The following is a 22766-nucleotide window of genomic DNA, read 5'->3' as shown; positions in this document are numbered from 1 at the left end:
TTCCGGTCCTCGGCACCATATTTAATTTTTATGATGTATCTTACTTTAATGTTTCGGGAAGTAGCTCAGCTTGGTAGAGCACTTGGTTTGGGACCAAGGGGTCGCAGGTTCGAATCCTGTCTTCCCGACCATGAAATTCATTAAACATAACGGGGTCTTAGCTCAGCTGGGAGAGCGCCTGCTTTGCACGCAGGAGGTCAGGGGTTCGATCCCCCTAGACTCCACCAATTTATTTAAAATAAAAATGTCATATGGCGGTGTAGCTCAGCTGGCTAGAGCGTACGGTTCATACCCGTAAGGTCGGGGGTTCGATCCCCTCCGCCGCTACCATAATTATAAATATGGTTCTTTAAATGGAGGAATACCCAAGTCCGGCTGAAGGGATCGGTCTTGAAAACCGACAGGCGGGTTAAACCGCGCGGGGGTTCGAATCCCTCTTCCTCCGCCATTTTTATATTCTTTGGAGGGGTAGCGAAGTGGCTAAACGCGGCGGACTGTAAATCCGCTCCCTCAGGGTTCGGCGGTTCGAATCCGTCCCCCTCCACCATTTTTAGGGGCATAGTTTAAAGGTAGAACTAAGGTCTCCAAAACCTTCAGTGTGGGTTCGATTCCTACTGCCCCTGCCATATAATTTTTTCAATACTGAACATGCCGATGTGGCGGAATTGGCAGACGCGCACGACTCAAAATCGTGTTCCGCAAGGAGTGTCGGTTCGACCCCGACCATCGGTACCATCTTCCATTATAGTTTTTGCGGGTGTAGTTTACTGGTAAAACCTCAGCCTTCCAAGCTGATGTAGTGGGTTCGATTCCCATCACCCGCTCCAATAACGGGCCTATAGCTCAGCTGGTTAGAGCGCACGCCTGATAAGCGTGAGGTCGATGGTTCGAGTCCATTTAGGCCCATTATAAATGTTGTATCAAACCGAACAGGTTTCTGTTCGGTTTTTTTGTGTCTAAAAGAAGTTTGATAATTTATTTTTTGCATTGTAATGGGGAACGATAGTAAGAAAATGGAATGAGAAAGGAGTCCAACATGCCTGAACTCCCGGAAATGGAGAACTATAAAAACCTGTTAAAAGAAAAAATCGCAAATCACTTGATAACAGATGTCCAAATAAATCGAGAAAAATCCATCAATATCAATCCTGATCTCTTCAAAAAAACCGTTCAGCACCAGAGAATTATCGATATCAAACGTCGAGGAAAACATCTTCTTTTCCAGCTGCAAAATGAGCAAAGGCTATTATTACACTTAATGTTGGGGGGATGGATGTTTTTCGGTACAGAATCAGAAAAACCAAAAAGAACGATTCAGGTTCGACTATCATTTGGACAAAACCATCTTTATTTTATTGGGCTCCGGTTAGGATACTTACATCTATATAGTCAAACTCAAATAGAGAAAAAGCTGTCGGACTTGGGGCCAGAGCCATTTGATCCGGAATTTACCGTAAATGAATTTTTAAAGAGAATCGGTGCTAAACATGGACGTTTAAAAACCACTTTGCTTGACCAATCATTTATTGCTGGTATCGGTAATTGTTACTCTGCAGAGATTTGTTTTCAGGCTGGCATAAAACCGACCAAGGATATTGATGACATAAATGATGGTGATCGAAGCAAACTCTACAACTCAATGAAAAATATTCTTCAAGAAGGAATAAAGAATGGAGGATATATGGATAATCCACTATTTCAGGAAGACATGTTAACTGGTGGGTTTAATAATCGATGCCAGGTCTATGACCGCGAAGGACAGCTATGTAATCGCTGTGGTTCGACCATTGTTACCGAGGTAATCTCCTCTAGAAAAACTTTCTATTGTCCAAACTGCCAGAAATAGAGTACTAATAATACCTTCTTATAAAAAGACACAAGCAATGTTTCAGTATCGTTTGTGTCTTTTTAATTTACATATCATGTTTTTTTGAAAATAACTATTTCACTTTATATTTAAATGTTATATACTAAATAAAAATAAGTATAACACATTTAAAATAGTTACATATATTATAACATGATAATAGGGATAAAGGGGGTGGTAAAGATAAAACTTTCAAAGCGTCAGGATGAAATACTGGAGATTGTGAAGCAAAACGGGCCAATCACAGGAAAAGAGATTGCAGAAAGGTTGTCTTTATCGAGGGCAGCGTTAAGACCTGACCTAGCGATTTTAACCATGTCAGGAAATATCGATGCTAGACCGCGTGTCGGATATTTTTATAATGACAAATTTAAGGTTAAGCGCCAAGCCGACCGAGTCCTGCATCAAAGTGTCAATAATTTTAAAGCGCACCCGATTGTAGTTGGAAAATCAACCTCTGTTTACGATGCCATTGTCCAATTATTTTTAGAGGATGTCGGCACACTTTACGCGGTAGATTCCGAGGGCAGTCTAGCTGGGGTGATTTCTAGGAAGGATTTGCTCAGAGCATCACTTGGTAACCAAAATCTTTCGGAGTTGCCAGTAAGCGTCATTATGACAAGGATGCCTAATATTATCACCATTTACCCAGAAGAAACCTTACTTGAGGCAGCTAAAAAAATGATTCAGAATCACATTGATTCTCTTCCAGTTGTGCGAAAATCTGACGAACAGACGAATACATATTTGCTGGTGGGACGTATTACAAAAACAACCATTACAAGGGCATATTTAGAAGTTATGGATGAAAAATTAGACTAGGGGAGGAGTGGCTGTCATTTTGGCACAAAAAGAAGTGGTCTATGTGGTTTCCGACTCAGTAGGGGAAACAGCTGGGTTTGTTGTGAAGGCAGTGGCTACACAATTTAACGGGGGACAGGTGGACATTCGTCGTAATTCCTATGTGGAAGATTTTGAAGATATTGAGGACGTCATACTATTAGCCGTAAAATCGAATTCGATTATTGCTTATACGATTGTGATACCAACCTTAAAAGAGTATTTAGATCGTCGTGCTGCCGAAGAAGGAATTATGGCAGTTGACCTGTTAAGTCCATTGATGAATGCATTCGAGTCTAAATTTAATAAAGAACCGCATCACCGCCCAGGATTAATGAGAAAGCTCGATGAGGAGTACTTTCGAAAAATAGAAGCGATTGAATTTGCCGTAAAGTACGATGATGGCCGTGACCCAAGAGGGCTATTAAAGGCCGATATTGTCCTTATAGGGGTATCACGTACATCTAAAACACCGCTATCAATGTACTTGGCGCATAAGCGGTTTAAGGTGGCCAATGTTCCGCTCGTTCCGGAAGTGCAGCCGCCTGATGAGTTATTTCAAATTCCAAGAAAGAATTGCATCGGTCTCATAATTTCACCAGATAAGCTAAATGAAATCCGCAAAGAACGGCTAAGGGCGTTAGGATTAGCATCAAGGGCAAATTACGCTAGTTTTGAAAGAATTTTAAAAGAACTGGATCATGCAGAAAAAGTCATGAAGCGGGTAGGATGTCCGATTATTGATGTATCCAACAAAGCCGTGGAAGAAACTGCAGGGTTAATACTAGACGTTTTAAAAAAAGAGAGGAGCTTTTAGAGATGGATAAATTTGTTTACTTATTTCATGAGGGAAACGGTAATATGAGAGACTTACTTGGAGGTAAAGGGGCAAATCTTGCTGAAATGACTAGAATTGGCCTTCCAGTGCCATTTGGTTTTACGATAACAACTCAGGCCTGTAATGCTTACTATGAAGCTAGTAAAACCATTCCAGCACTAGTAGAACATCAAACACTGGAAGCGCTTAGCCGTTTAGAAGAAAAAATGGGAAAAAAATTGGGCGATCCTAAAAACCCATTACTAGTGTCCGTAAGGTCTGGCTCCGTTTTTTCAATGCCAGGGATGATGGATACAATCTTAAACTTAGGATTGAACGATGAAACGGTAGCAGGTTTAGCAGCATTAACAAATAATCCTCGTTTTGCTTATGATTCCTACCGCCGCTTTATTCAGATGTTTAGTAATGTAGTGCTAGAAATTGATACATTTTACTTCGAGCAATTATTAGAAGAAACACGCGAACAGAAAGGCTACAGTTCGGATCCAGAAATGACAGCAGAGGATTGGCAGGAGGTAATCCTAGGCTATAAAGGGATTGTTAAAAAGCATACTAGGAAAAACTTTCCTCAAGATCCAAAGCAACAGCTCTTCCTTGCGATTAACTCTGTCTTTAATTCCTGGAACAATCAGCGCGCCATCGTTTACCGCCGCCTGAATAAAATCCCAGACCACCTTGGAACAGCTGTAAATATTCAAAGTATGGTGTTTGGCAATATGGGCAATGATTCAGGGACTGGTGTTGCCTTTACCCGAAATCCTTCAACAGGCGAGCATGTTCTATACGGTGAATACTTAATAAACGCCCAGGGAGAGGATGTTGTTGCGGGTATTCGGACACCACAGCCAATTGTTACTCTAAAGGATGAAATGCCAGGGGTATATAAGCAATTTACAGATACATGTAAAATTCTTGAACAGCATTATAAGGAAATGCAAGATATCGAATTCACAGTAGAACGAGGCAAGCTCTTCATCCTGCAAACCCGGAATGGGAAACGGACGGCACAAGCGGCGATCCGAATAGCCGTTGAGATGGTTCAAGAAGGAATTATTGATAAAAAGACGGCTTTAATGCGCGTAGATCCTGATCAGTTGAACCAACTGCTTCACCGCAGGATTGATGACAAATTCCCAAAAAATATTTTAGCTAAAGGATTGCCCGCATCACCGGGAGCAGCAACAGGTCAGGTAGTATTTGATGCTGATGAAGCGGAAAGTTTAGGGAATGAGGGAAAGCGAGTCATTCTCGTTAGACCGGAAACAACTCCTGACGATATTCATGGCATCGTCGCCGCGCAAGCGATTTTAACAAGCCGTGGAGGAATGACCAGCCACGCTGCTGTTGTTGCACGTGGGATGGGTAAAGCTTGTATTTGTGGATGTGAGGCGTTAAAAATTGATTTAAGAGCGAGACAATTTACTGTTGGTGAAACAGTGGTGAATTATGGTGAAATTATTACCATCGATGGTTCCACCGGAGAAATTATGCTTGGGGAAATCCCAATGATTGACCCGGAACTTTCCGATGAATTTCAACTTCTTTTAGCTTGGGCTGACCAAGAGCGTAAAATGGGCGTACGTGCGAATGCAGATAATCCGGAAGATGCGAAGAAATCCTTTGAATTTGGTGCTGGCGGCATTGGACTATGCCGTACGGAGCATATGTTCATGGATTTGAAGCGGATTCCAATCGTCCAAAAAATGATTTTGGCAGGTAATTACTCTGAAAGAATGGAAGCCTTAAGCGAGCTGTTACCGATGCAGCAGAGGGATTTTGAAGGGATTTTTGAAGCCATGCAAGGCTTCCCGGTTACCATTCGTTTACTGGATCCGCCGCTCCATGAGTTTTTACCAGATAAAGAGGAACTTTTAGTAGAAGTAACGAAACTTCAAATTACTGATCCACAATCAGCTGAATTAAAGAAGAAAGAGCAATTGCTGAAAAAGGTTCGCCATTTAGATGAATTTAACCCAATGCTGGGGCACCGCGGCTGCAGATTAGGGATGATTTATCCAGAAATTTATGACATGCAGGCAAAAGCCATCTTTTATGCGGCTGCACAACTTGCTGAAAAAGGCTTGGAAGTACAGCCTGAAATCATGATCCCCTTAGTCGGTCATGTGAACGAATTAAAGCAAATGCGCCAATTAGTGATCGAAGCAGCAGAGTTAGTCCAACAAGAAACGGGGAAAAGTTTCCATTATACAATCGGTACAATGATAGAAATTCCTCGTGCCGCCTTAACGGCCGATCAAATTGCCGAGGAAGCTGACTTCTTCTCTTTCGGAACCAATGATTTAACGCAAACCACGTTTGGCTATAGCCGGGATGATGCAGAAGGAAAATTCCTGCAGGCATATATTGAAAATAAAGTCCTGCCGGATAATCCATTTGCTGTACTGGACCAAGACGGGGTTGGCAAATTAGTTGAAACAGGTGTGAAGCTTGGCCGCGGAACAAAGCCGTCGTTAAAGACAGGGATTTGCGGCGAACATGGCGGGGAGAAAAGCTCGATTGATTTCTGTTACAGAATGGGTCTAGACTATGTCAGCTGCTCCCCATATCGTGTACCGCTTGCCCGCTTAGCCGCAGCACAGGCTACTATTCGTCATGAATTAAACAAAGAAGAGGTTTATACAACTGCCTAAATAACATGGGAAAAGGATGTGTGCATCCTTTTCTTTTTTTGTTAAAATGGTTAGTTCTGTAAATATAGCCATAACTGGTCGAAAAATGAGCCAAAACCAGTTGAGAATCGGCCATTAAACTTAGAAAAACAGCCAATCCTCTCAAAGAATGAGCCAATCGCAAAAACAGAACTTTTTTAAAGCATGATAATCTCCACATTTTCCGATTATACTATAATAAAAAATGAAAAAGGGGTCTATTAATGGGGGCAATTGAACGAAGTGGATACCGATTTGTACCTGAATATAGTGTGATCCAGCAAAATGGAGCAATACATGTGTATAATCACGAGAATTTTATTGAAGAAATTCAATTTAAGTTTACCGGAAAATATCCTGAACTGGACAAAATTGAGGAATTAGTTGATGATTACTGTAATAAACATAATATTTAAAGAACACTTGTTCGATATTTTGATTAATGCTATAATGAACATGCAATAGCATGTTTTTCTCAAGGGTGGACGGCACATCTCCTAACAGAAAGGGGGTGATGCTTTTTGACAGTTTTTCAGGCATTGATGTTTAGCTTATCGTTTGCTAGTCTCATTGTCACGGTTCTGTCCTTCCACAAAAAAAAATAATCCACCCTTGAGCCGGCAAGCAGAAGCGGTGGATTATGGTCCGTAACGCCGATCCCCGTATAAGGGAAGCAGCTATTGCATGACCGAGCCGTTTTATCGTCATGCTCGGTCTTTTTTACTATACGATAATCTATACTCACATTATACATAACTTCGAGAAAAAAGGAAAATCAAATTTTCCCTGGAGGGATGAGATTTGAATAAATTAACCGCTATATACCCTCAAGCGATTGAACAGACAAAAGTGAAAATCTATGAAGATATCGATCGGTATTTAGAAACTAAGGAATCATTGCCTTCATTTGAACAATATCTAGCTGATCGTGGACATTATAGTGAGCAAATATGGGTAAATGTTTGGCTGAACAAAGTAACAAACGATGTTCCAAAGAACGAAAAGAAGCAATTTTTAAGTGAACAAGGATTTGAAGTTCAAGGGATTGATCGTAAGCTCATCAATAAACTTTTTCGCGATGAAATGAGAACCTATTTACCTTTTGATGCGATGGAATGGCTTAGAGAACAGTTTGAAGGTCAGAAGGAAAAGTGGACTAGCCGCTTTCATGATGCTAAGGAGAACTTCGTGAAGCGGGAAGAACAGAAAAAACTTGAAGAACAGAAGCGCATGATCCAAACGGAAATAGAGGATGTTGCAGTTGGAATTTTGGAGGATCAATACGAACTATTTTATTTATACGTTCGATACTTCGCAGCCAAACAACTGGATGCAGATATTAAAAATAATGTAAAGTTCCAATCGGTTGATACCTTTGCCCTTGAAGAAAAATTGGTTGATCAAGGTGCATTCAATCCGTCTGCCTATACAACCGTTGCCACCTTTTTTGAAGAACTAACAGGCGATATTCATAAAACCTTGCATTGGGGGAGGAGTTTTTACGAATATCAAACCTATTTCTTCATTTATGAAAGCTTAATTTCTGATTATCTGTCAGATTTAATTCCCCAGAAAGTACTCGAACAGCTGCCGAATGATCTTAAGGAAGATTTTTACGAAACCTTTCATCAAGAAATTTCAGCATCCTTTGTCAAGGGAAGCATCACACAGCCTTTATATGATGTAGAGAGTTATTTTATTGAAGATATCCAGCAAGAATATCTTATTGATTTATTAAAATTATCAGAAGTCCCTTTTGACGAGAATATTCATAGAGAAATTTTTGAAAAGGATTACCAGGAGCGGGAAATAAAGAAAAAAGCAGAAGAGGAGGAACTTGAGCGCAAAAAAGAAGCGGAAGAACGGATGATGAGGGATATCTTTGGGGAAGAGTATGATCCTTCATTAAGGCGAAATGTCCGCTATGTTCTGCATATTGGCGAAACCAACACCGGTAAAACCCATCATGCGCTTGAAAAGATGAAAGAGGCTGCCAGCGGTTTATATTTAGCCCCGCTTCGCTTATTAGCACTTGAGGTTTACGACAAATTAAATGCAGAAGGAATAGCTTGTTCCCTAAAAACAGGAGAAGAAGAAAAAATCGTTGCCGGTGCCGGGCATATCTCGAGTACTGTTGAAATGTTCCACGAAAAATCGTATTACGAGGTTGTGGTTATTGATGAAGCCCAAATGTTAACTGACAAGGACCGAGGTTTTGCTTGGTATAAAGCGATTACCAAAGCCAATGCAGAGGAGGTCCATATCATTGGCAGCCGTAATGCGAGAACCATGGTTTTGCAGTTATTAGGTGATGCTAATATTGAAATTCACGAATATAGCCGCGATACCCCTCTTGAAGTGGAAAAGAAAGAATTTAATATCAAACACGTTAAAAAGGGCGATGCCTTAATCTGTTTTTCAAGGAGACGGGTGTTAGAAACGGCTTCAAGGCTCCAAAATGACGGCCATTCCGTCAGCATGATTTACGGGAGTATGCCTCCGGAAACTAGAAAAAAACAAATTGAGCAATTTAATACCGGAAAGACCAAAGTGATTGTCGCAACCGATGCGATTGGAATGGGGTTAAACTTGCCAATTCGACGTATTGTTTTTCTGGAAAATGACAAATTTGATGGTACCAGAAGAAGGTTGTTAACTTCACAAGAAGTGAAGCAAATAGCCGGTCGTGCTGGTCGGAAAGGAATTTATGATGTCGGCAAAGTCGCTTTCACGAGCGATATTAAGAAAATGCGGAATTTACTGGAGCAGGAGGATAAGCCGGTTCATACCTTTGCCATTGCCCCAACTAACTCGGTCTTTGAACGCTTTCAGCGTTACTATCATGACTTAGGAACATTTTTTGAACTATGGGATAAATTTGAAAGTCCTCTGGGGACAAAAAAAGCTTCGTTATCAGAAGAAAAGTCACTATACCAAATTATTGCGGGGACTGAAGTGGAAGCGCGTCTCTCTTTAATGGACCTATACGGTTTTTTACACCTTCCTTTTTCAAAGAATGAACAGGTGTTAACGCGACAATGGGAAGATACCATGTATGCCCTCATTCAAGGCAGGGAGCTGCCGGAACCGTCTGTAAAGGATCGAAGCCTTGAGGATTTAGAATTAAGTTATAAGGCCATTGGGCTGCATCTTTTATTTTTATACAGGCTAGGTCAGCGAACGGAGGCCATTTATTGGGAGCGTCTTCGCGAAGAGGTAAGTGACAGGGTTCAAGACCGGCTTAAAACAGATATAAGAAAATTTGTTAAGAAGTGTAAAACGTGTGGAAAAAAACTTCCATGGGATCATAGCTTTCCGACTTGTGATGCTTGTCATGCTGCCAAGTATAAACGATATCGATATGGTGAGGACTATTAATATAGAAAGTGTAAAAAAGGCCTAAATCAGGTCTTTTTTTCATTACTTGTTTTTAGTGTTGAAAATGGCACTAAAGAGGAAGTGGATTTGACTAAAGGACCTATATTCCGGGCATCTAAATAATGGTAATATAGTATCTATTTATTTACTATTCTGAGGGCGATGTACCTGGACAAGTCCCTGCAAAGTATTTTGAAGATTTAATTTTCGGTGATCATTATGATCCATATGAATTGGATGAATTTAAGAAGTATGCAGAATTCAATGGTGAAAAAGCTCCAACTGATAGGACGATGCAGAATATTTACAAGGAATTTGACCCATATTCAAAAATCTGGGTCCTTATGGTCCCAGGTTTTTTTATCATAATTTGTAAAGGATGGGAAACACTCATAAAAAAAGGAAGGCTGGAAATAGTTTGATAAAAATAGGTAAAAATATAATCATTATATTCATAACGATGACGATTTCCTTAATGCCCTATACGCAGGTAAGAGCAATGACCGCTAAACAGAGTATGACTCATCAGCTGAACCAAGTCATCATGAAAGAGCCGGCCTTGCAAGGGGCGATTGCCGGAATAAGTGTCAGGTCTGCAGCTGACGGTGCAATCTTATATGATTACCAAGGCGATGTCCGCCTGCGGCCCGCTTCTAACATGAAACTATTGACTGCCGCAGCGGCTCTCAAGGTCTTGGGTGAAAACTATACCTTTTCCACGGAAGTAAAAACGGATGCAAAGAAGATAAAGAAAATCATTCAAGGGAATCTCTATTTAAAAGGAAATGGTGACCCCACCTTACTTGAGGATGATATTGAGAATATGGCGATGGCAATTGAGAGAATCGGTGTAAAAAAAATTAAAGGGAATTTGGTCGCGGATGATTCTCGTTACGATCATGTTCGCTATCCACTCGATATGCCATGGAGTGATGAAGCTGCCTACTACGGTGCCCAAATTTCTGCTCTAACTGTTTCTCCAACAAAAGAATATGATTCAGGTTCGGTTAGGGTAAAGGTGAAACCTGGAACGAAAATCGGTGAGAAGGTAAAAATAACGGTTACACCAAAAAGTAATTATATAAAAATAATTAACCATGCTGTAACAGTTGCTAAAGATGGCAAAAAAAAGATAAAGATTGAACGGGAACACTCCAAAAACACCGTAACGATAGAAGGAACTCTACCGCTTAATGCCAAAGAATCAAAGGAATGGGTTGGTGTCTGGGAGCCAACACGTTTTGCAGCAACTCTTTTTAAACAAGCTTTAACAGAACGTGGGATAACAGTAACAGGAAAAATAAAAACAGGTACAGTCCCTGAACAGGCAAAACTGTTAACTAAACATCAATCAATGCCGTTATCGCAATTGCTTGTCCCATTTATGAAACTTAGCAATAATGTTCATGCGGAAATATTGATCAAGGAAATGGGGAAATTAAAAAAAGGAGAAGGGAGTTGGGATAAAGGATTAACAGTGATGAAATCAGAAGTGGCTAAGTTAGGAGTAAATCCTAATATAATGGTGATAAGGGATGGGTCAGGAATCTCCCATGTGGATAGTGTTCCGGCCAATCAACTTTCTAAGCTATTATTTTCGGTCCAGAAGGAAAAATGGTTTCCTGTCTATTTAAATGCGCTTCCTGTCGCAGGTAATTCTGATAAAATGGTCGGTGGTTCGTTAAGGAAACGCTTAACAGACCCTAGTATGGCAGGAAGGGTAAGAGCCAAGACAGGAACGATTTCAACTGTGACTTCTTTATCTGGATATGTGAACACGAAAAGTGGGCAAATCCTAATTTTCTCTATCTTATTAAATAATATGCTTGATGAAACAAAGGGGAAAAAAATTGAGGACACCCTTGTAACCATATTAGCAAATCAATAATTCAAAGAATAGGGCTGTTTAAATAGCAGCCTAATTTATTCTTTTCTTTTTAGTTCTTTCCTACGTTTCTTGTATTAATATTTCTTTTATTTTTGAAACGACCATACTAGGGCTAAATGGTTTAGCAATAAATTCATTTGCTCCCAAATCCTTTCCTCGTTTTATATCTTCCTCACTACATTTTGCCGAAAGCATAATCACTGGCGTCTTTTTTATCCTTCGAAGCTCTTCGAGTATCTCGTACCCATTTTTTCCAGGCATCAGGACATCTAAAACGATTAAATGATAATCTTTTTTTAAAGCCCATTCCAAACCATCTTGCCCATTATCGACCACATCAACCTGGTACGCTTCACGTTCCAAGTATAATCTTAATAAATTACTGATCCTAATTTCGTCTTCTACAACAAGGATTTTCACTAACCCCACTACCCCCTAAAACCGTTTATATCTTTTTACCTAATTCTACCACAGGAAAAATTTTTATCATATAGATAGTAGAAATGATGTTTATTTTTCTTTCTTTCTTCGGAAGTAAAACCATCTTGCTGTATAGAAATAACGGCAGCTACAAAAAATAACCCCTATCACGCTGGTTGATGAGAAGGGATGATCCCATGATAATCGGTAGTCATGTAAGCATTAGAGATGGATATACAGGGGCAGCAAAAAGAGCAGTACGAAATCACGGAACCGCTTTCCAATATTTTCCTAAAAACCCAAGAAGTTTGTCTATCAAAGAGTTCGATCGGGAAGATGCGAAAAGCTGTAGCGATTTTTGTCTTGAACATCAGCTTTATTCCGTGGCCCACACTCCCTATTCTACCAGCTTAACCCCTGAAATAGACAAACAAGAGCTAACGATTGCCTCTCTTCTTAATGATTTAGAAATTACAGATGCCTGCGGCTCAATCGGGGTAGTTGTTCATTATGGCAGTCAAATTAGTAAAACAGATCCGCTTGCCAGTTATCATTTGATGTTAAAAATACTCAACAGTGTACTGAGTAAGTGGAACGGAAGCTCTCTGATTCTCTTAGAAAATAATGCAGGGACAAAGGGAGCACTCGGCACAACCCTTGAGGAACTCGTTCAAATTCGGAATTTATGTGATTATCCTGAAAAAGTCGGTTTTTGCTTGGACACTTGCCATGCATTTGCAAGTGGTCTTTGGAATGGGGGAAATACGGAGGGGTTTATTGAGAAAGGTGAGAGCTTGGGTTATTGGGAGGAATTAAAGGTAATTCACTTGAATAATTCCAAGTATCCAACAGGTTCCAAAAAGGACCGTCATGCCAATATTTTTAACAGCCTAAATGGTTATATTAATGCGGATCAGTTGAAAGAACTTGTAAGGTCATCAGTATTGGCACGAATCCCGTTAATTTTAGAAACCCCTGATGATGAAGGGGTCAGTCACAAAGAAGAGATTGATATGATTATGCAAAAATGGAATTAGAAGTTTCTTGAAAATTTCGAGTGTTGAATTTACTATAAAATTAACGGGTAAATAAATTAAAGAAGCTTAAGAATATGGGAGAATGGATTATGAATAAAAAGCAGGGGCAACTTTTGTCAGAGCGTTTTGAGGTAGCCTTCAATCAGGTTCATGAGGCCTTAAGGGATATCGTTCAAATAAATGATGAGAGATTCATAGTGTTAGTGAAAATCGGGGCAAAAAAATATCAAATTATCGATACGTTTAAAAAGGACTTAGAGCAATATGCGAGGTTGAGAAATGCCATTGTTCATGAAAAAATGGAGGTTGGCTTTTATATTGCTGAGCCCAATGCCAAGGTTGTACACCACATTGAAAAAATAGCCAATGTTTTAAGCCAGCCTAATTATGCAATGAGTATTGCCACAAAAAGGGTTGTTTACTTTAATCATAACGATAGCATTTTAAAAGTGACAGATGCTATTAAGGAATACGGTTATTCTAAATTTCCAATCTATCATAATAAAAAATGTATTGGTCTTTTGACAGCTGGTACCATCATGAAATGGATGGCACAAAATATGGAAAATGGTATGGTGAATCTATCAAATATTAAGGTATCAGACATCATGGAATTCGAAAAAGAGCATTCTATTGAGATTGTCTCGAAAGATATAAATATTTTTGAGATAGAAAACATTTTTGAAAAGGCCCATAAAAAGAAACGTAAAATCGAAGGCGTAATTATTACTGAAAACGGGAAAATAGATGAAGTTCCTTTAGGAATCATCACTGCCTGGGATCTGATTCAAATTGACTATACAATTGAGTAAACTCAATAAGGTGGTAGTCCATTATTCAGACTCGACCATCCCAGCCCTTCTATATTGTACTTCGATAAAATAAACGCATGGCAACATACCATGCGTTTTAGATTATTTTAATTAAAAGTCAAACTCGCTTAATTGGTCCATGTGGCTGGCAATCATGGCGATTATCGTGGACGCTTCTTCTTTGCTAAAAATAAAGTGGGATTCGTCCTTGATCAATTCATCTTCAGTAGTCCATATCCGGTTAATTCGTTTTAGCACACCATCACCTGTTTCCTGAACAACACCAAACTGATAGGTTACTTCCACTTCGTCTTCGTGCTTGAAAGCCGTTACTTCAGGTGTGGACCATTCAACATCAATTTCCTCAAAAATATCATCTTCATTAACTTGTTCTGCTTGATAATATTCTTCGTCCATGTCGTCTTCAGCGGTCTCGCATTCTTCTTCATCAAATTCTTCCTCTGACTGAAGGTAGACCCCATCATCTGTATAATGGTCATCTCCATTTATGTAGTCATGAAGACTAGCATGTACTTCATCGATAATCTCCTCAATATCTGAAAGGATGATTTTCGCCGTATGCCCACTGTCAACATCGAAGCTATCGACGTAAAACTCTTCATTCTGCGGATCAAAGAAAAGGGTGCAGAAATATTCACGGTCGAGTTCTTCTGTGTCTACATCTGCTGTATCCACAAAGAACTCAATCCTTGGATGTTTGGCAGCTCTTTCAATTGTCATTTGACCAACTTGATCATATTCTTCACAAATAGACTCTAGGTGATCCTGCAATTCAGCACTTACTCTGTCAAACCATTCTAACGACATCAAACATCCCATCCTCTCAAGGTTATCGAGGTTATTATTACCAACTATTCATTATTTATGTCTAATTTGGCATTAATAATAGAGGGCAAGCCTTATGTTTTTTTAATAACAGTTGTTTCTATTTGATTCACACACCCCTAGGTTGTAAATGAAATTTAGGCCGTTTTATCGAAAATCAGACTAACTAACGCTATGAGTATCAAAATTAGAAGAATTATCGCTATTATTAACCTTATAGTATTTTAATGCCCAAAGGACAACAATCAACATAATGGCTGGGATGCTGTATTGGAGACTATCAGTAAGGTATATGTGATGTTCAGTTTCCCTAATGCTAAAGACTGCACTTTCTGGATTGCCGGCCAGTCCAAAGAATAATCCATAGGCAATATTCATTTTTAATTGGCGAAGCACCTCCGAAGCTTAATTGAAAATATTAGTTAATTTTACCTTTTTTATAGGTAAAATCAACCGTTTTCAAGGAATAGGAGCCTGGTGACAAGGATGAGCACTTTGTATTGGATTTTACACTATTTATGATACGATGTACGTAACCAATGAAAATCGAGGTGTAGACATGAAAATTGAAGTTTGGTCAGATTATGTATGTCCGTTTTGTTATATTGGAAAACGCCGTTTAGAACTGGCGTTAGAACAATTTCCATATAAAGATCAGGTAGAAGTAGAATTTAAAGCATTTGAACTTGACCCAAATTCACCTTCGTACAACGGGGAAAGTATTCATGACGTACTTGCCAAAAAGTATCGGATGAGTGTTGAACAGGCAAAACAAGCTAACCAGAATGTTGGTCAACAGGCCGCAACGGTAGGTTTATCGTATCAATTTGATGATATGAAGCCTACTAATACTTTTGATGCCCATCGTCTAGCAAAGTTTGCTGAAACTAAAGGAAAAGCGGCCGAAGTATCTGAAAAATTGTTACAGGCTTACTTTATAGAGGGAAAGGATATCGGGGATTTTGATACATTAGCAGACCTTGCAGAAACCTCAGGGTTGGACCGCCAAGAAGTGTTAAATGTTCTTCAGGATAAATCTGTGTTTGCCAATGAAGTTCGTGCTGATGAGGCAGTAGCCCAGCAATATCAAATTGGCGGGGTACCGTATTTTGTTATTAATTCAAAGTACGCAATATCTGGAGCACAGCCGCTTGAGACGTTTAAGGGTGCCTTACAAAAGGTTTGGGAGGAAGAAGCACCTAAACCGATGTTTCAGGATCTCTCAACTGAGCAGGATGTCAGTTGTGCAGATGGGAACTGTATGATTCCTGAAAAAGAATAAATAGAGTTTTCAGTATAAAAACGGGAAAGGCTCAATATATCCTCTCCCGTTTTTATTCGTTACACCTCATCTAGGTCTTCTTCTCTTTCTGAATTCCCACATGTTTCCATCATCCCAACAGATTTTCGTTTGGGTATTGCCGTTAGCTGAGTTCTGCCATTTTGATTTTCCACAGTTTCTTGGATGTTCTCTAGTCGGAGTCTTCTCGAAACCAGAAGGTGATTCGGAAGAACTGTGATGCCCTGAGCTTGAACTTGAACTTGAACTTGAACTGCTATCACTGGATGAGGATTCATGATGATGAAAGAGGGGCCTAAACATAAAATCACCAAAGCCGCCCCGTCTTAAATCTTCTGACTTATTTTCGCTTTCTTCAGATGAAAAACCACTCATTATATTGCACCTCCTTACAAGCTAGAAAAGAGAGTACGATAATTTAAAATAGAACATTTTCCCACCTGACCCACTCTTCTTTTACCAATTTACGTACCAAAGAATGTCCATGTTTGGGACAAAAGCCTAAACGCGGAAAAAAAGGTGACAATAGTAAAAATGGTGCCTGACACCATTTCTACTATTGTCACCTTCTAGAGAAATCTTCCAAGAATGCCAATGGGGCTGTAGTTAAACACTATGCTAAAAAGGAGTGCTTAAATTTGAAGCAAACACTTGATGCGAAAGTGATTTCGGTTTTGGAAGACAAAATTCAATTAATTAAAACAGATAAAGGGGCTATTTATTTAGTTGGTCCTATCCGACTGCCTGTTAATTTGTATGGTGAAACGGTTGTGTTTAAATGGTATTGCTGGCTAAATTGTGATGAAGTAACAGAAGATTTTCAACGAATTATTGATAAATTATCATCGGTTAATTTAGCGGAATTTCAGCAATCAAGTGTTCTAGCCTATGGGGATTTTGAATATGGAGACGATGCAATTATCCGGTTTCATTCTATTTGCCATACAGGAGATATTTTTGGAAGTAAGCGATGTGATTGTGGTTTCCAATTAAAGCAATCCATGAAAATGATCTCAGACCACGGAACGGGGGCATTATTTTACTTAGCAAACCACGAAGGAAGAGGAATTGGCCTTTTTAGCAAGGCGATGGCTTATATTCTTCAAGAGAATGGCTATGACACAGTTGAGGCTAATGAGGCCCTTGGCTTTGTTGATGATTCTAGAAATTATGGAGATGCTATTCTCGTCCTCAAAGCATTGCGCGCTAAACCAGTTTCATTAATCACGAATAATCCTAAAAAGCTTAAAGCATTAAAGAATGCCGGACTAGAGGTTTCGGGCAGGGAATCGTTATGGGGAGATATTTCAGAATACAACGAGAAATATTTGAAGACCAAAATCAATAAATCTGGTCATTTAAACGAAGAGGGCACGTGTTGTAATGACTAAAGGTCTATCAATAACATGGCTTAGAAAATGACGATGGCAGAGCTAATCTTTGAAAAAGAGATTAGTTCTTTTTTGTAGAAAAATAAAATGAAAGCGATTACTAAATAGAGAAGGATATTTAAACTGAATAGCGAAGTAATAAATGTAAGATTATTCCACGGGAAAGAAGGCGAAAGGATGTCGCTTGATCCACAAACGAAAATGTTACTTGATTACTTAGCTTCTTTAGGTACACCGCCATTAGAAACGTTAACACCTGAGTTGGCTAGGAAAGCATTTCAGCTTCCCCAGGGGGAGCTTGAGCCGGTAGGAAAAGTGGAAGACCGAAAAATCCCAGGTCCAGAGGGGGAAATTCCAGTTCGAGTTTATTATCCACAAGAAGCTCAAACGAATTACCCCGCACTTATTTATTACCACGGTGGTGGATGGGTTGTCGGCAATATTGACACACATGATAATATCTGCAGGGCATTAACCAATCTTGCAAATTGTGTAACGATTTCTGTTGATTATCGATTAGCACCTGAGCATAAATTCCCAGCTGCTGTTTACGATTGCTACGCGGCAGTAGAATATGTGTCTGACCATGCGGATGAATTTCAAGTGGACCCAGACAGAATTGCTGTAGGCGGGGATAGTGCGGGAGGTAATCTTGCAGCTGTTATCTCAAATATGGCTAAGGACAAACAGAAGCCGGCAATTTGTTTCCAACTTCTACTTTATCCTGCAACAAACATTTGGGGTGATCCAACTCCATCTATGGTCGAAAATGCAGAAGGTTATTTTTTAACAAGAGGAACAATGGAATGGTTTCTTGACTGTTATTCGAATGGGGAAGAAGAGGACAAGGGTAATCCACTCTTAACGCCTATATTATATGAAAATTTCAGCGGACTTCCACCAGCTCTTGTCATTACAGCCGAATATGATCCTCTTCGAGACGAAGGAGAACTTTATGCTAAAAAGCTTGAGAATGCTGGTGTAAGGGTAGAGTTAGTGCGTTATGATGGAACGATTCATGGTTTCATGAGCATGGCTTCCGTCATAGGACTTGGAAAGGCTGCTCTTGAAAAATCAGGCTTGGCCTTAAAAGAAGTATTTTATCCAGTCAAGAGCACTATTAAATAAAAGCGTTCCAACTTAAAACATATGCTTTACACGCATATGTTTTTTTGAAATATCTAAAAAAATAAAATGAAAAATTATATGAATATACAAATAATAAGAGGAGTGGATATGATGTTTTCACCACTAACGCCACTTGATTGGAAACGGAGAGCAATCAAGTATTATCCGAAAAAGACAGCAGTTATTGATGGTGAGAAAGAATTTACATACGCAGAATTTGGACAACGAGTCGATCAGCTTTCAACTGCTTTATATCATGCAGGTATACGGGAAGGGGAGCATGTAGCTGTTATGTTGCCTAACACCCATTACATGTTGGAATGTTTTTATGGGATTTGTCAGCTTGGTGCGGTAATGGTCCCTTTAAATTACCGGTTATCAGCAAAAGATTTAGAGTATATTATCAAGCACAGTGATGCGAAGATGTTAATCGTCGATGAGGAGTTTACTAAACCTATTGAGGAGATAATAGAAAAACTAGCTTTGGATCAAATCATTATTGTGCGTGTTCCTGGACAAGAAACAACTTTAAATGGAATTGACTATGAGGATTTTCTTCAACGTGCCGCGAAAAAAGATGATTTTCCTGTGGTTGAAATAGATGAGAATCAGCTGCTTACATTAAACTACACTAGTGGGACCACTTCTCATCCGAAGGGTGTTATGCTTACCCATCGAAGTAATTATTTGAATGCTGCTAATTTCATGTACCACTTGGGTGTAAACTATGATGATGTTTATCTTCATACATTGCCGATGTTCCATGCAAATGGCTGGGGAGGAGTCTGGGCGATAACTGCTGCAGGTGGAACCCATGTTTGCTTGCGCAAGGTAGATCCTCCATTAATCCTAAATCTCTTTGAAACCAGAAAGATTTCATTACTTTGCGGTGCCCCAACCGTAATCAATATGTTAGTAAACGAACCAAAAGTCAAGGATATAAAAGTGAAAACACATCCGCGCATGGCGACAGCCGGTGCACCACCAGCAGCGGCTCTGATTCAAAAGGCACAGGAGATATTAGGACTGAAGATGATTCATGTTTACGGTCTGACAGAAACTTCCCCATTTATCCTTTACTGTGAATGGAAACAAGAGTTTGATATCAAATCTGCTGATGACCAGGCAGCGATTAAAGCAAGACAAGGGATTGAACTTGCCTTTAATGGCGAAACAAAGGTCGTTCGTCAGGACGGAGAAGAAGTAGCCTGGAATGGAAGAGAGTTAGGTGAAATTGTCACCCGCGGCAATGTCGTCATGTCGGGCTATTACAAAGACCCGCAAAATACAGCTGCAGCAATAAGAGACGGCTGGTTTCATACCGGGGATTTGGCAGTCACACATCCAGATGGATACATTGAAATCCAAGACCGTGCGAAGGATTTGATTATTTCTGGCGGAGAGAATATTTCTTCAACAGAAGTAGAAGGTGTTTTGTACAAGCACCCAGCAGTTTTAGAAACGGCAGTAATTGCGATTCCAGATGAAAAGTGGGGAGAAGTACCAAAGGCCATTATTGTTCTAAAACCTGATGCAGCGGTAACAGAAGAGGAAATTATTCAGTTCTGCCGAGGCAACATGGCCCACTTTAAAGCACCTAAAGCAGTAGAATTTGTAGAAGCGTTACCAAAAACAGCAACAGGTAAACTGCAAAAATATCGTCTCCGTGAAATGTACTGGAAAGGCCCTAAGAAAGTAAATTAAGAGGATTCATTAAAAAAGCAGTGATTTAAAAAAAATCACTGCTTTTGTCTATCTATTCCTTAATGAATTCTATCGTGCTTCTTACTGTATTAATAGGGCGGACATAACTTTCAATTTGTTCACGTTTTGGCTCAAGGAATGGTGGTAAAGAAAGCTTTTCTCCTAGAGTTTCATAAGGTTCGTCACCCATAAATCCTGGACCATCGGTGGCAAACTCGAAAAGAATTTGCGGAGCAACACGAACATACAAGGAAGCAAAGAAGAAACGATCGACAAAACCGGAAGTTTGGAACCCAAAACCTTCCATTCTGTTAATCCACTCATCTAATACAGACCGGTCCTTTACACGGAAAGCTGCATGATGAACAGTTCCGAATCCTTGCTGTGCTGGTGGAAGAATCGCATTGTATTCGACCACAACCTGCGCTCCATTTCCGCCTTCATCAACTTCAAACAGATGAAATGAGCCTTCCTGGTCAATTTCTTTGAACAAAAGAACTTTTTCCATCATTTCTTTAAAATAATCAAAGTTAGCTACCCGTACAAAAATAGGCCCAAGTCCTGTAATTGCAAATTCCAATGGGATAGGTCCTTTTTGCCAAGGAGTCCCGGGAGCCACTCCTTCATTCCTTTCATCAGAAATCAATTGATAGTGTTGATCATCGAAATCAACAAATGACAATGTCTTTTTCCCGAATTGTTCTTTAATGCCAGTATGATTGACTTCTAAGCGGTCAAATCGTTTGACCCAATAGTCCAGTGCAGCATCACTTGGTACACGGAAGGATGTTTTGTAAATCTCGTTTGTGCCATGTTTACCTTTTGGAATACCAGGAAAATCAAAAAAGGTCATATCAGTACCAGGGCTTCCCTGATCATCCGCAAAAAATAGGTGATAGGTCTGGATATCATCCTGGTTGACCGTTTTCTTTACAAGGCGCATCCCTAAAATATAAGTGAAAAATTGATAATTTTTTTCGGCACTGCTCGTAATCGCAGTTACATGGTGAATACCTTTTAAATGGTTCATTTATAATCGCTCCTTTTCAATTTATGATTATGATTCACTTCTAGGGATAATCCACTCCATTCTTTATTGAGATTATCCCGATATTTTATCTCAAAACTAGATATCTTTAATTCGAGATAAATATATCATTGAAAAAAGGGTTTGTCAAATAAATCACTTATAAATGACAGACAAATGTTCTTTATTTAAATCTAAAAATCTGACAATACTAGTCAATTTCCTGTGGTACAGCTCTTTTTCTGTCGATAAAAAAGCCTGACTTCTTCACAAAGCTGTAACAGCTACAACGAAAAAATGGAAAAAATCGGAGATAATAAAAGTATAAGTAGAACGAAAATCACCTTACACGAACTAAAATTTGAAAAAATGAAGAGCAGGAGGTAGACAATGAAAAAACAAAAGTGGATTGCATTACTGCTGGCTGGTGGAAAAGGAACAAGACTAAATCTCCTTACCAAAACATTAGTTAAACCGGCCGTGCCTTTTGGTGGGAAGTACCGCATCATTGACTTTGCTTTAAGTAATTGCTGGAATTCCGGGATAGAAACGGTTGGGATTTTGACACAATATAGACCATTCGAATTGCATGCTCATCTTGGCCGTTGTCAGTATGGGAATCATTACAACCCTTATGGAGGTTTGACCATTCTTCCGCCGTATCAGCGAAGTGACTCCGGTGTAGAATGGTATGAGGGAACTGCACATGCTGTCTTTCAAAACATTGAATTTATTGAACAATCTAATCCCGACCATGTTCTCGTTGTGTCTGGCGACCAAATCTACAAAATGGATTATTCACTCATGCTGGACCAGCATTTGGAGACCGACGCAGATTGTACAATTGCGGTAGTTGAGGTTCCTTGGGCGGAAGCAAATCGTTTTGGGCTGATGAAGACGGATCCGTTGACTTATAAAATAACCAGTTTTGAAGAAAAGCCTAATAAACCGACATCTAATCTAGCATCTATGGGCGTCTATATTTTTAAATGGCCGATATTAAAAGATTATTTGCTACGGGAGGAACTAAAGGAATTTAGCAATCGAGATTTTGGCAAGGATATTATTCCTTCAATGCTAAGAGATCACTTACAGCTGTATGCTTATTATTTTCATCATTATTGGAAGGATGTAGGCACAGTTCATAGTTATTGGGAAGCAAACTTAGATTTATTATTAGGTGAAAAGAATATCTTCTTGCAAAACCCTGATTGGAGAATTCAGACTGCCCATTCTGATGAACCGCCTTTATACTTGGATGTGCGTGCTAAGATGCACCAAAGCATCGTAAGCGACGGATGTGAAATATATGGAACCATAGAAAATTCAGTTTTGTTTAGTGGTGTAAAAGTAGGAAAAGGAGCGCTGATCAAAAATGCCGTTATCCTGCCTCAAACCATTATTGGAGAAAATGTCTGGATTGAAAATGCTGTCGTAGGGAGCCAAACACAAATTATGGATGGGGTCATTATCATTTCTAAAAATGCTGATGCCCATTTAATGGTCGTGGGTCATAATGAAATCATTAACCCCACTCTGCAAGATTTTTCCGGCAAAAACAAGGTGATTTCAGTAGTATCTTAGACAAGAAAACGGGAAGTGGAGCCTGAGTCACTTCCCG

Annotated in this window: 18 protein-coding genes and 9 tRNA genes; 23 read left to right on the top strand and 4 right to left on the bottom strand. The window is 39.6% G+C overall.

Translation table 11 applies throughout. The features are described from left to right. Positions 1-54: 54 nt before the first annotated feature. From V7077_RS25335 to dacB, 16 genes are all read left to right on the top strand, one after another. Positions 55-131 (top strand) — tRNA-Pro (locus V7077_RS25335). 20 nt (positions 132-151) lie between these two features. Beyond that, positions 152-227 (top strand) — tRNA-Ala (locus V7077_RS25330). Between the two features lie 26 nt (positions 228-253). After that, positions 254-330: transfer RNA gene (locus tag V7077_RS25325), tRNA-Met, on the top strand. 25 nt (positions 331-355) lie between these two features. After that, a tRNA-Ser gene (locus tag V7077_RS25320) sits at positions 356-448 on the top strand. A gap of 14 nt (positions 449-462) precedes the next feature. Further along, positions 463-547 (top strand) — tRNA-Tyr (locus V7077_RS25315). A 5-nt stretch (positions 548-552) separates the two neighbouring features. Further along, positions 553-626: transfer RNA gene (locus tag V7077_RS25310), tRNA-Trp, on the top strand. 24 nt (positions 627-650) lie between these two features. Beyond that, a tRNA-Leu gene (locus V7077_RS25305) sits at positions 651-735 on the top strand. Positions 736-753: 18 nt separating this feature from the next. Further along, positions 754-827 (top strand) — tRNA-Gly (locus tag V7077_RS25300). Between the two features lie 5 nt (positions 828-832). Then, a tRNA-Ile gene (locus V7077_RS25295) sits at positions 833-906 on the top strand. Between the two features lie 130 nt (positions 907-1036). Beyond that, positions 1037-1846: a bifunctional DNA-formamidopyrimidine glycosylase/DNA-(apurinic or apyrimidinic site) lyase gene (gene mutM, locus V7077_RS25290; RefSeq protein WP_335507096.1), complete on the top strand. Its 810-nt coding sequence runs from the start codon at positions 1037-1039 to the stop codon at positions 1844-1846. Positions 1847-2020: 174 nt separating this feature from the next. Then, positions 2021-2689, top strand: a complete 669-nt coding sequence (locus V7077_RS25285) for a helix-turn-helix transcriptional regulator (RefSeq protein WP_335507094.1) — start codon at positions 2021-2023, stop codon at positions 2687-2689. 19 nt (positions 2690-2708) lie between these two features. Next, complete coding sequence (locus V7077_RS25280) at positions 2709-3524, top strand: pyruvate, water dikinase regulatory protein (RefSeq protein ID WP_335507091.1); 816 nt, start codon at positions 2709-2711, stop codon at positions 3522-3524. Between the two features lie 2 nt (positions 3525-3526). Further along, the gene (ppdK, locus tag V7077_RS25275; RefSeq protein WP_335507090.1) at positions 3527-6196 is read left to right on the top strand and encodes a pyruvate, phosphate dikinase; all 2670 of its coding nucleotides are present in this window, start codon (positions 3527-3529) and stop codon (positions 6194-6196) included. Positions 6197-6438: 242 nt separating this feature from the next. Next, the gene (locus V7077_RS25270; RefSeq protein ID WP_335507088.1) at positions 6439-6630 is read left to right on the top strand and encodes a YbxH family protein; all 192 of its coding nucleotides are present in this window, start codon (positions 6439-6441) and stop codon (positions 6628-6630) included. Positions 6631-7015: 385 nt separating this feature from the next. Further along, positions 7016-9592, top strand: a complete 2577-nt coding sequence (locus V7077_RS25265) for a DEAD/DEAH box helicase (protein ID WP_335507086.1) — start codon at positions 7016-7018, stop codon at positions 9590-9592. A gap of 379 nt (positions 9593-9971) precedes the next feature. Continuing rightward, positions 9972-11480, top strand: a complete 1509-nt coding sequence (dacB, locus tag V7077_RS25260; RefSeq protein WP_335507084.1) for a D-alanyl-D-alanine carboxypeptidase/D-alanyl-D-alanine endopeptidase — start codon at positions 9972-9974, stop codon at positions 11478-11480. Between the two features lie 60 nt (positions 11481-11540). On the opposite strand, the gene V7077_RS25255 is transcribed toward dacB, so the two are convergent. Then, a complete protein-coding gene (locus V7077_RS25255) occupies positions 11541-11900 on the bottom strand; it encodes a response regulator transcription factor (protein ID WP_335507082.1) in 360 nt (119 codons plus the stop codon). 197 nt (positions 11901-12097) lie between these two features. Here V7077_RS25255 and V7077_RS25250 point away from each other — a divergent pair, with 197 nt between their 5' ends. After that, positions 12098-12937 carry a deoxyribonuclease IV gene (locus tag V7077_RS25250; protein WP_335507080.1) on the top strand — a complete coding sequence of 280 codons (840 nt, stop codon included), beginning with the start codon at positions 12098-12100 and terminating at the stop codon, positions 12935-12937. An 89-nt stretch (positions 12938-13026) separates the two neighbouring features. Further along, positions 13027-13749 carry a CBS domain-containing protein gene (locus V7077_RS25245; RefSeq protein ID WP_335507078.1) on the top strand — a complete coding sequence of 241 codons (723 nt, stop codon included), beginning with the start codon at positions 13027-13029 and terminating at the stop codon, positions 13747-13749. A gap of 111 nt (positions 13750-13860) precedes the next feature. On the opposite strand, the gene V7077_RS25240 is transcribed toward V7077_RS25245, so the two are convergent. Further along, positions 13861-14577: a hypothetical protein gene (locus V7077_RS25240; protein ID WP_335507076.1), complete on the bottom strand. Its 717-nt coding sequence runs from the start codon at positions 14575-14577 to the stop codon at positions 13861-13863. Between the two features lie 577 nt (positions 14578-15154). Between V7077_RS25240 and V7077_RS25235 the strand changes: the two genes are divergently transcribed. Beyond that, on the top strand, positions 15155-15877 hold the full coding sequence (locus V7077_RS25235) for a DsbA family oxidoreductase (protein ID WP_335507074.1): 723 nt from the start codon (positions 15155-15157) through the stop codon (positions 15875-15877). A gap of 66 nt (positions 15878-15943) precedes the next feature. Here V7077_RS25235 and V7077_RS25230 read toward each other — a convergent pair whose 3' ends face one another. Further along, on the bottom strand, positions 15944-16270 hold the full coding sequence (locus tag V7077_RS25230) for a hypothetical protein (protein WP_335507072.1): 327 nt from the start codon (positions 16268-16270) through the stop codon (positions 15944-15946). A gap of 263 nt (positions 16271-16533) precedes the next feature. Between V7077_RS25230 and V7077_RS25225 the strand changes: the two genes are divergently transcribed. The 3 genes from V7077_RS25225 (at position 16534) to V7077_RS25215 (ending at position 20118) form a co-directional block, all read left to right on the top strand. After that, positions 16534-17286, top strand: coding sequence for a GTP cyclohydrolase II (locus tag V7077_RS25225; RefSeq protein WP_215047685.1), 753 nt, complete (start codon positions 16534-16536; stop codon positions 17284-17286). A gap of 177 nt (positions 17287-17463) precedes the next feature. Next, a complete protein-coding gene (locus tag V7077_RS25220) occupies positions 17464-18414 on the top strand; it encodes an alpha/beta hydrolase (protein ID WP_335507070.1) in 951 nt (316 codons plus the stop codon). A gap of 111 nt (positions 18415-18525) precedes the next feature. Continuing rightward, positions 18526-20118 carry a long-chain-fatty-acid--CoA ligase gene (locus tag V7077_RS25215; RefSeq protein WP_335507100.1) on the top strand — a complete coding sequence of 531 codons (1593 nt, stop codon included), beginning with the start codon at positions 18526-18528 and terminating at the stop codon, positions 20116-20118. Between the two features lie 52 nt (positions 20119-20170). Here the strand turns inward: V7077_RS25215 and V7077_RS25210 are convergent, their stop codons facing one another. Further along, positions 20171-21148: a ring-cleaving dioxygenase gene (locus V7077_RS25210; RefSeq protein ID WP_335507068.1), complete on the bottom strand. Its 978-nt coding sequence runs from the start codon at positions 21146-21148 to the stop codon at positions 20171-20173. A 387-nt stretch (positions 21149-21535) separates the two neighbouring features. On the opposite strand from V7077_RS25210, the gene V7077_RS25205 reads away from it, so the two are divergent. Further along, on the top strand, positions 21536-22729 hold the full coding sequence (locus V7077_RS25205; RefSeq protein ID WP_335507066.1) for a glucose-1-phosphate adenylyltransferase: 1194 nt from the start codon (positions 21536-21538) through the stop codon (positions 22727-22729). The last annotated feature ends 37 nt before the right edge of the window (positions 22730-22766 follow it).

Origin of the sequence: Neobacillus vireti, from assembly GCF_036962465.1 — a bacterium.
GTDB classification, from domain to species: domain Bacteria; phylum Bacillota; class Bacilli; order Bacillales; family Cytobacillaceae; genus Neobacillus; species Neobacillus vireti_B.
The sequence above is the reverse complement of the archived record's forward strand: the minus strand, read 5'-3'. Positions and strand labels throughout refer to the sequence as shown.

Bases quoted from the DNA above. Each gene is read 5' to 3' on its own strand.
- mutM (WP_335507096.1), top strand. From the start codon at position 1,037: ATGCCTGAACTCCCGGAAATGGAGAACTATAAAAACCTGTTAAAAGAA.
- V7077_RS25285 (WP_335507094.1), top strand. From the start codon at position 2,021: ATGATAATAGGGATAAAGGGGGTGGTAAAGATAAAACTTTCAAAGCGT.
- ppdK (WP_335507090.1), top strand. From the start codon at position 3,527: ATGGATAAATTTGTTTACTTATTTCATGAGGGAAACGGTAATATGAGA.
- V7077_RS25270 (WP_335507088.1), top strand. From the start codon at position 6,439: ATGGGGGCAATTGAACGAAGTGGATACCGATTTGTACCTGAATATAGT.
- dacB (WP_335507084.1), top strand. From the start codon at position 9,972: ATGGGAAACACTCATAAAAAAAGGAAGGCTGGAAATAGTTTGATAAAA.
- V7077_RS25250 (WP_335507080.1), top strand. From the start codon at position 12,098: ATGATAATCGGTAGTCATGTAAGCATTAGAGATGGATATACAGGGGCA.
- V7077_RS25245 (WP_335507078.1), top strand. From the start codon at position 13,027: ATGAATAAAAAGCAGGGGCAACTTTTGTCAGAGCGTTTTGAGGTAGCC.
- V7077_RS25240 (WP_335507076.1), bottom strand. From the start codon at position 14,577: ATGTCGTTAGAATGGTTTGACAGAGTAAGTGCTGAATTGCAGGATCAC.
- V7077_RS25235 (WP_335507074.1), top strand. From the start codon at position 15,155: ATGAAAATTGAAGTTTGGTCAGATTATGTATGTCCGTTTTGTTATATT.
- V7077_RS25230 (WP_335507072.1), bottom strand. From the start codon at position 16,270: ATGAGTGGTTTTTCATCTGAAGAAAGCGAAAATAAGTCAGAAGATTTA.
- V7077_RS25220 (WP_335507070.1), top strand. From the start codon at position 17,464: ATGTCGCTTGATCCACAAACGAAAATGTTACTTGATTACTTAGCTTCT.
- V7077_RS25215 (WP_335507100.1), top strand. From the start codon at position 18,526: ATGTTTTCACCACTAACGCCACTTGATTGGAAACGGAGAGCAATCAAG.
- V7077_RS25210 (WP_335507068.1), bottom strand. From the start codon at position 21,148: ATGAACCATTTAAAAGGTATTCACCATGTAACTGCGATTACGAGCAGT.
- V7077_RS25205 (WP_335507066.1), top strand. From the start codon at position 21,536: ATGAAAAAACAAAAGTGGATTGCATTACTGCTGGCTGGTGGAAAAGGA.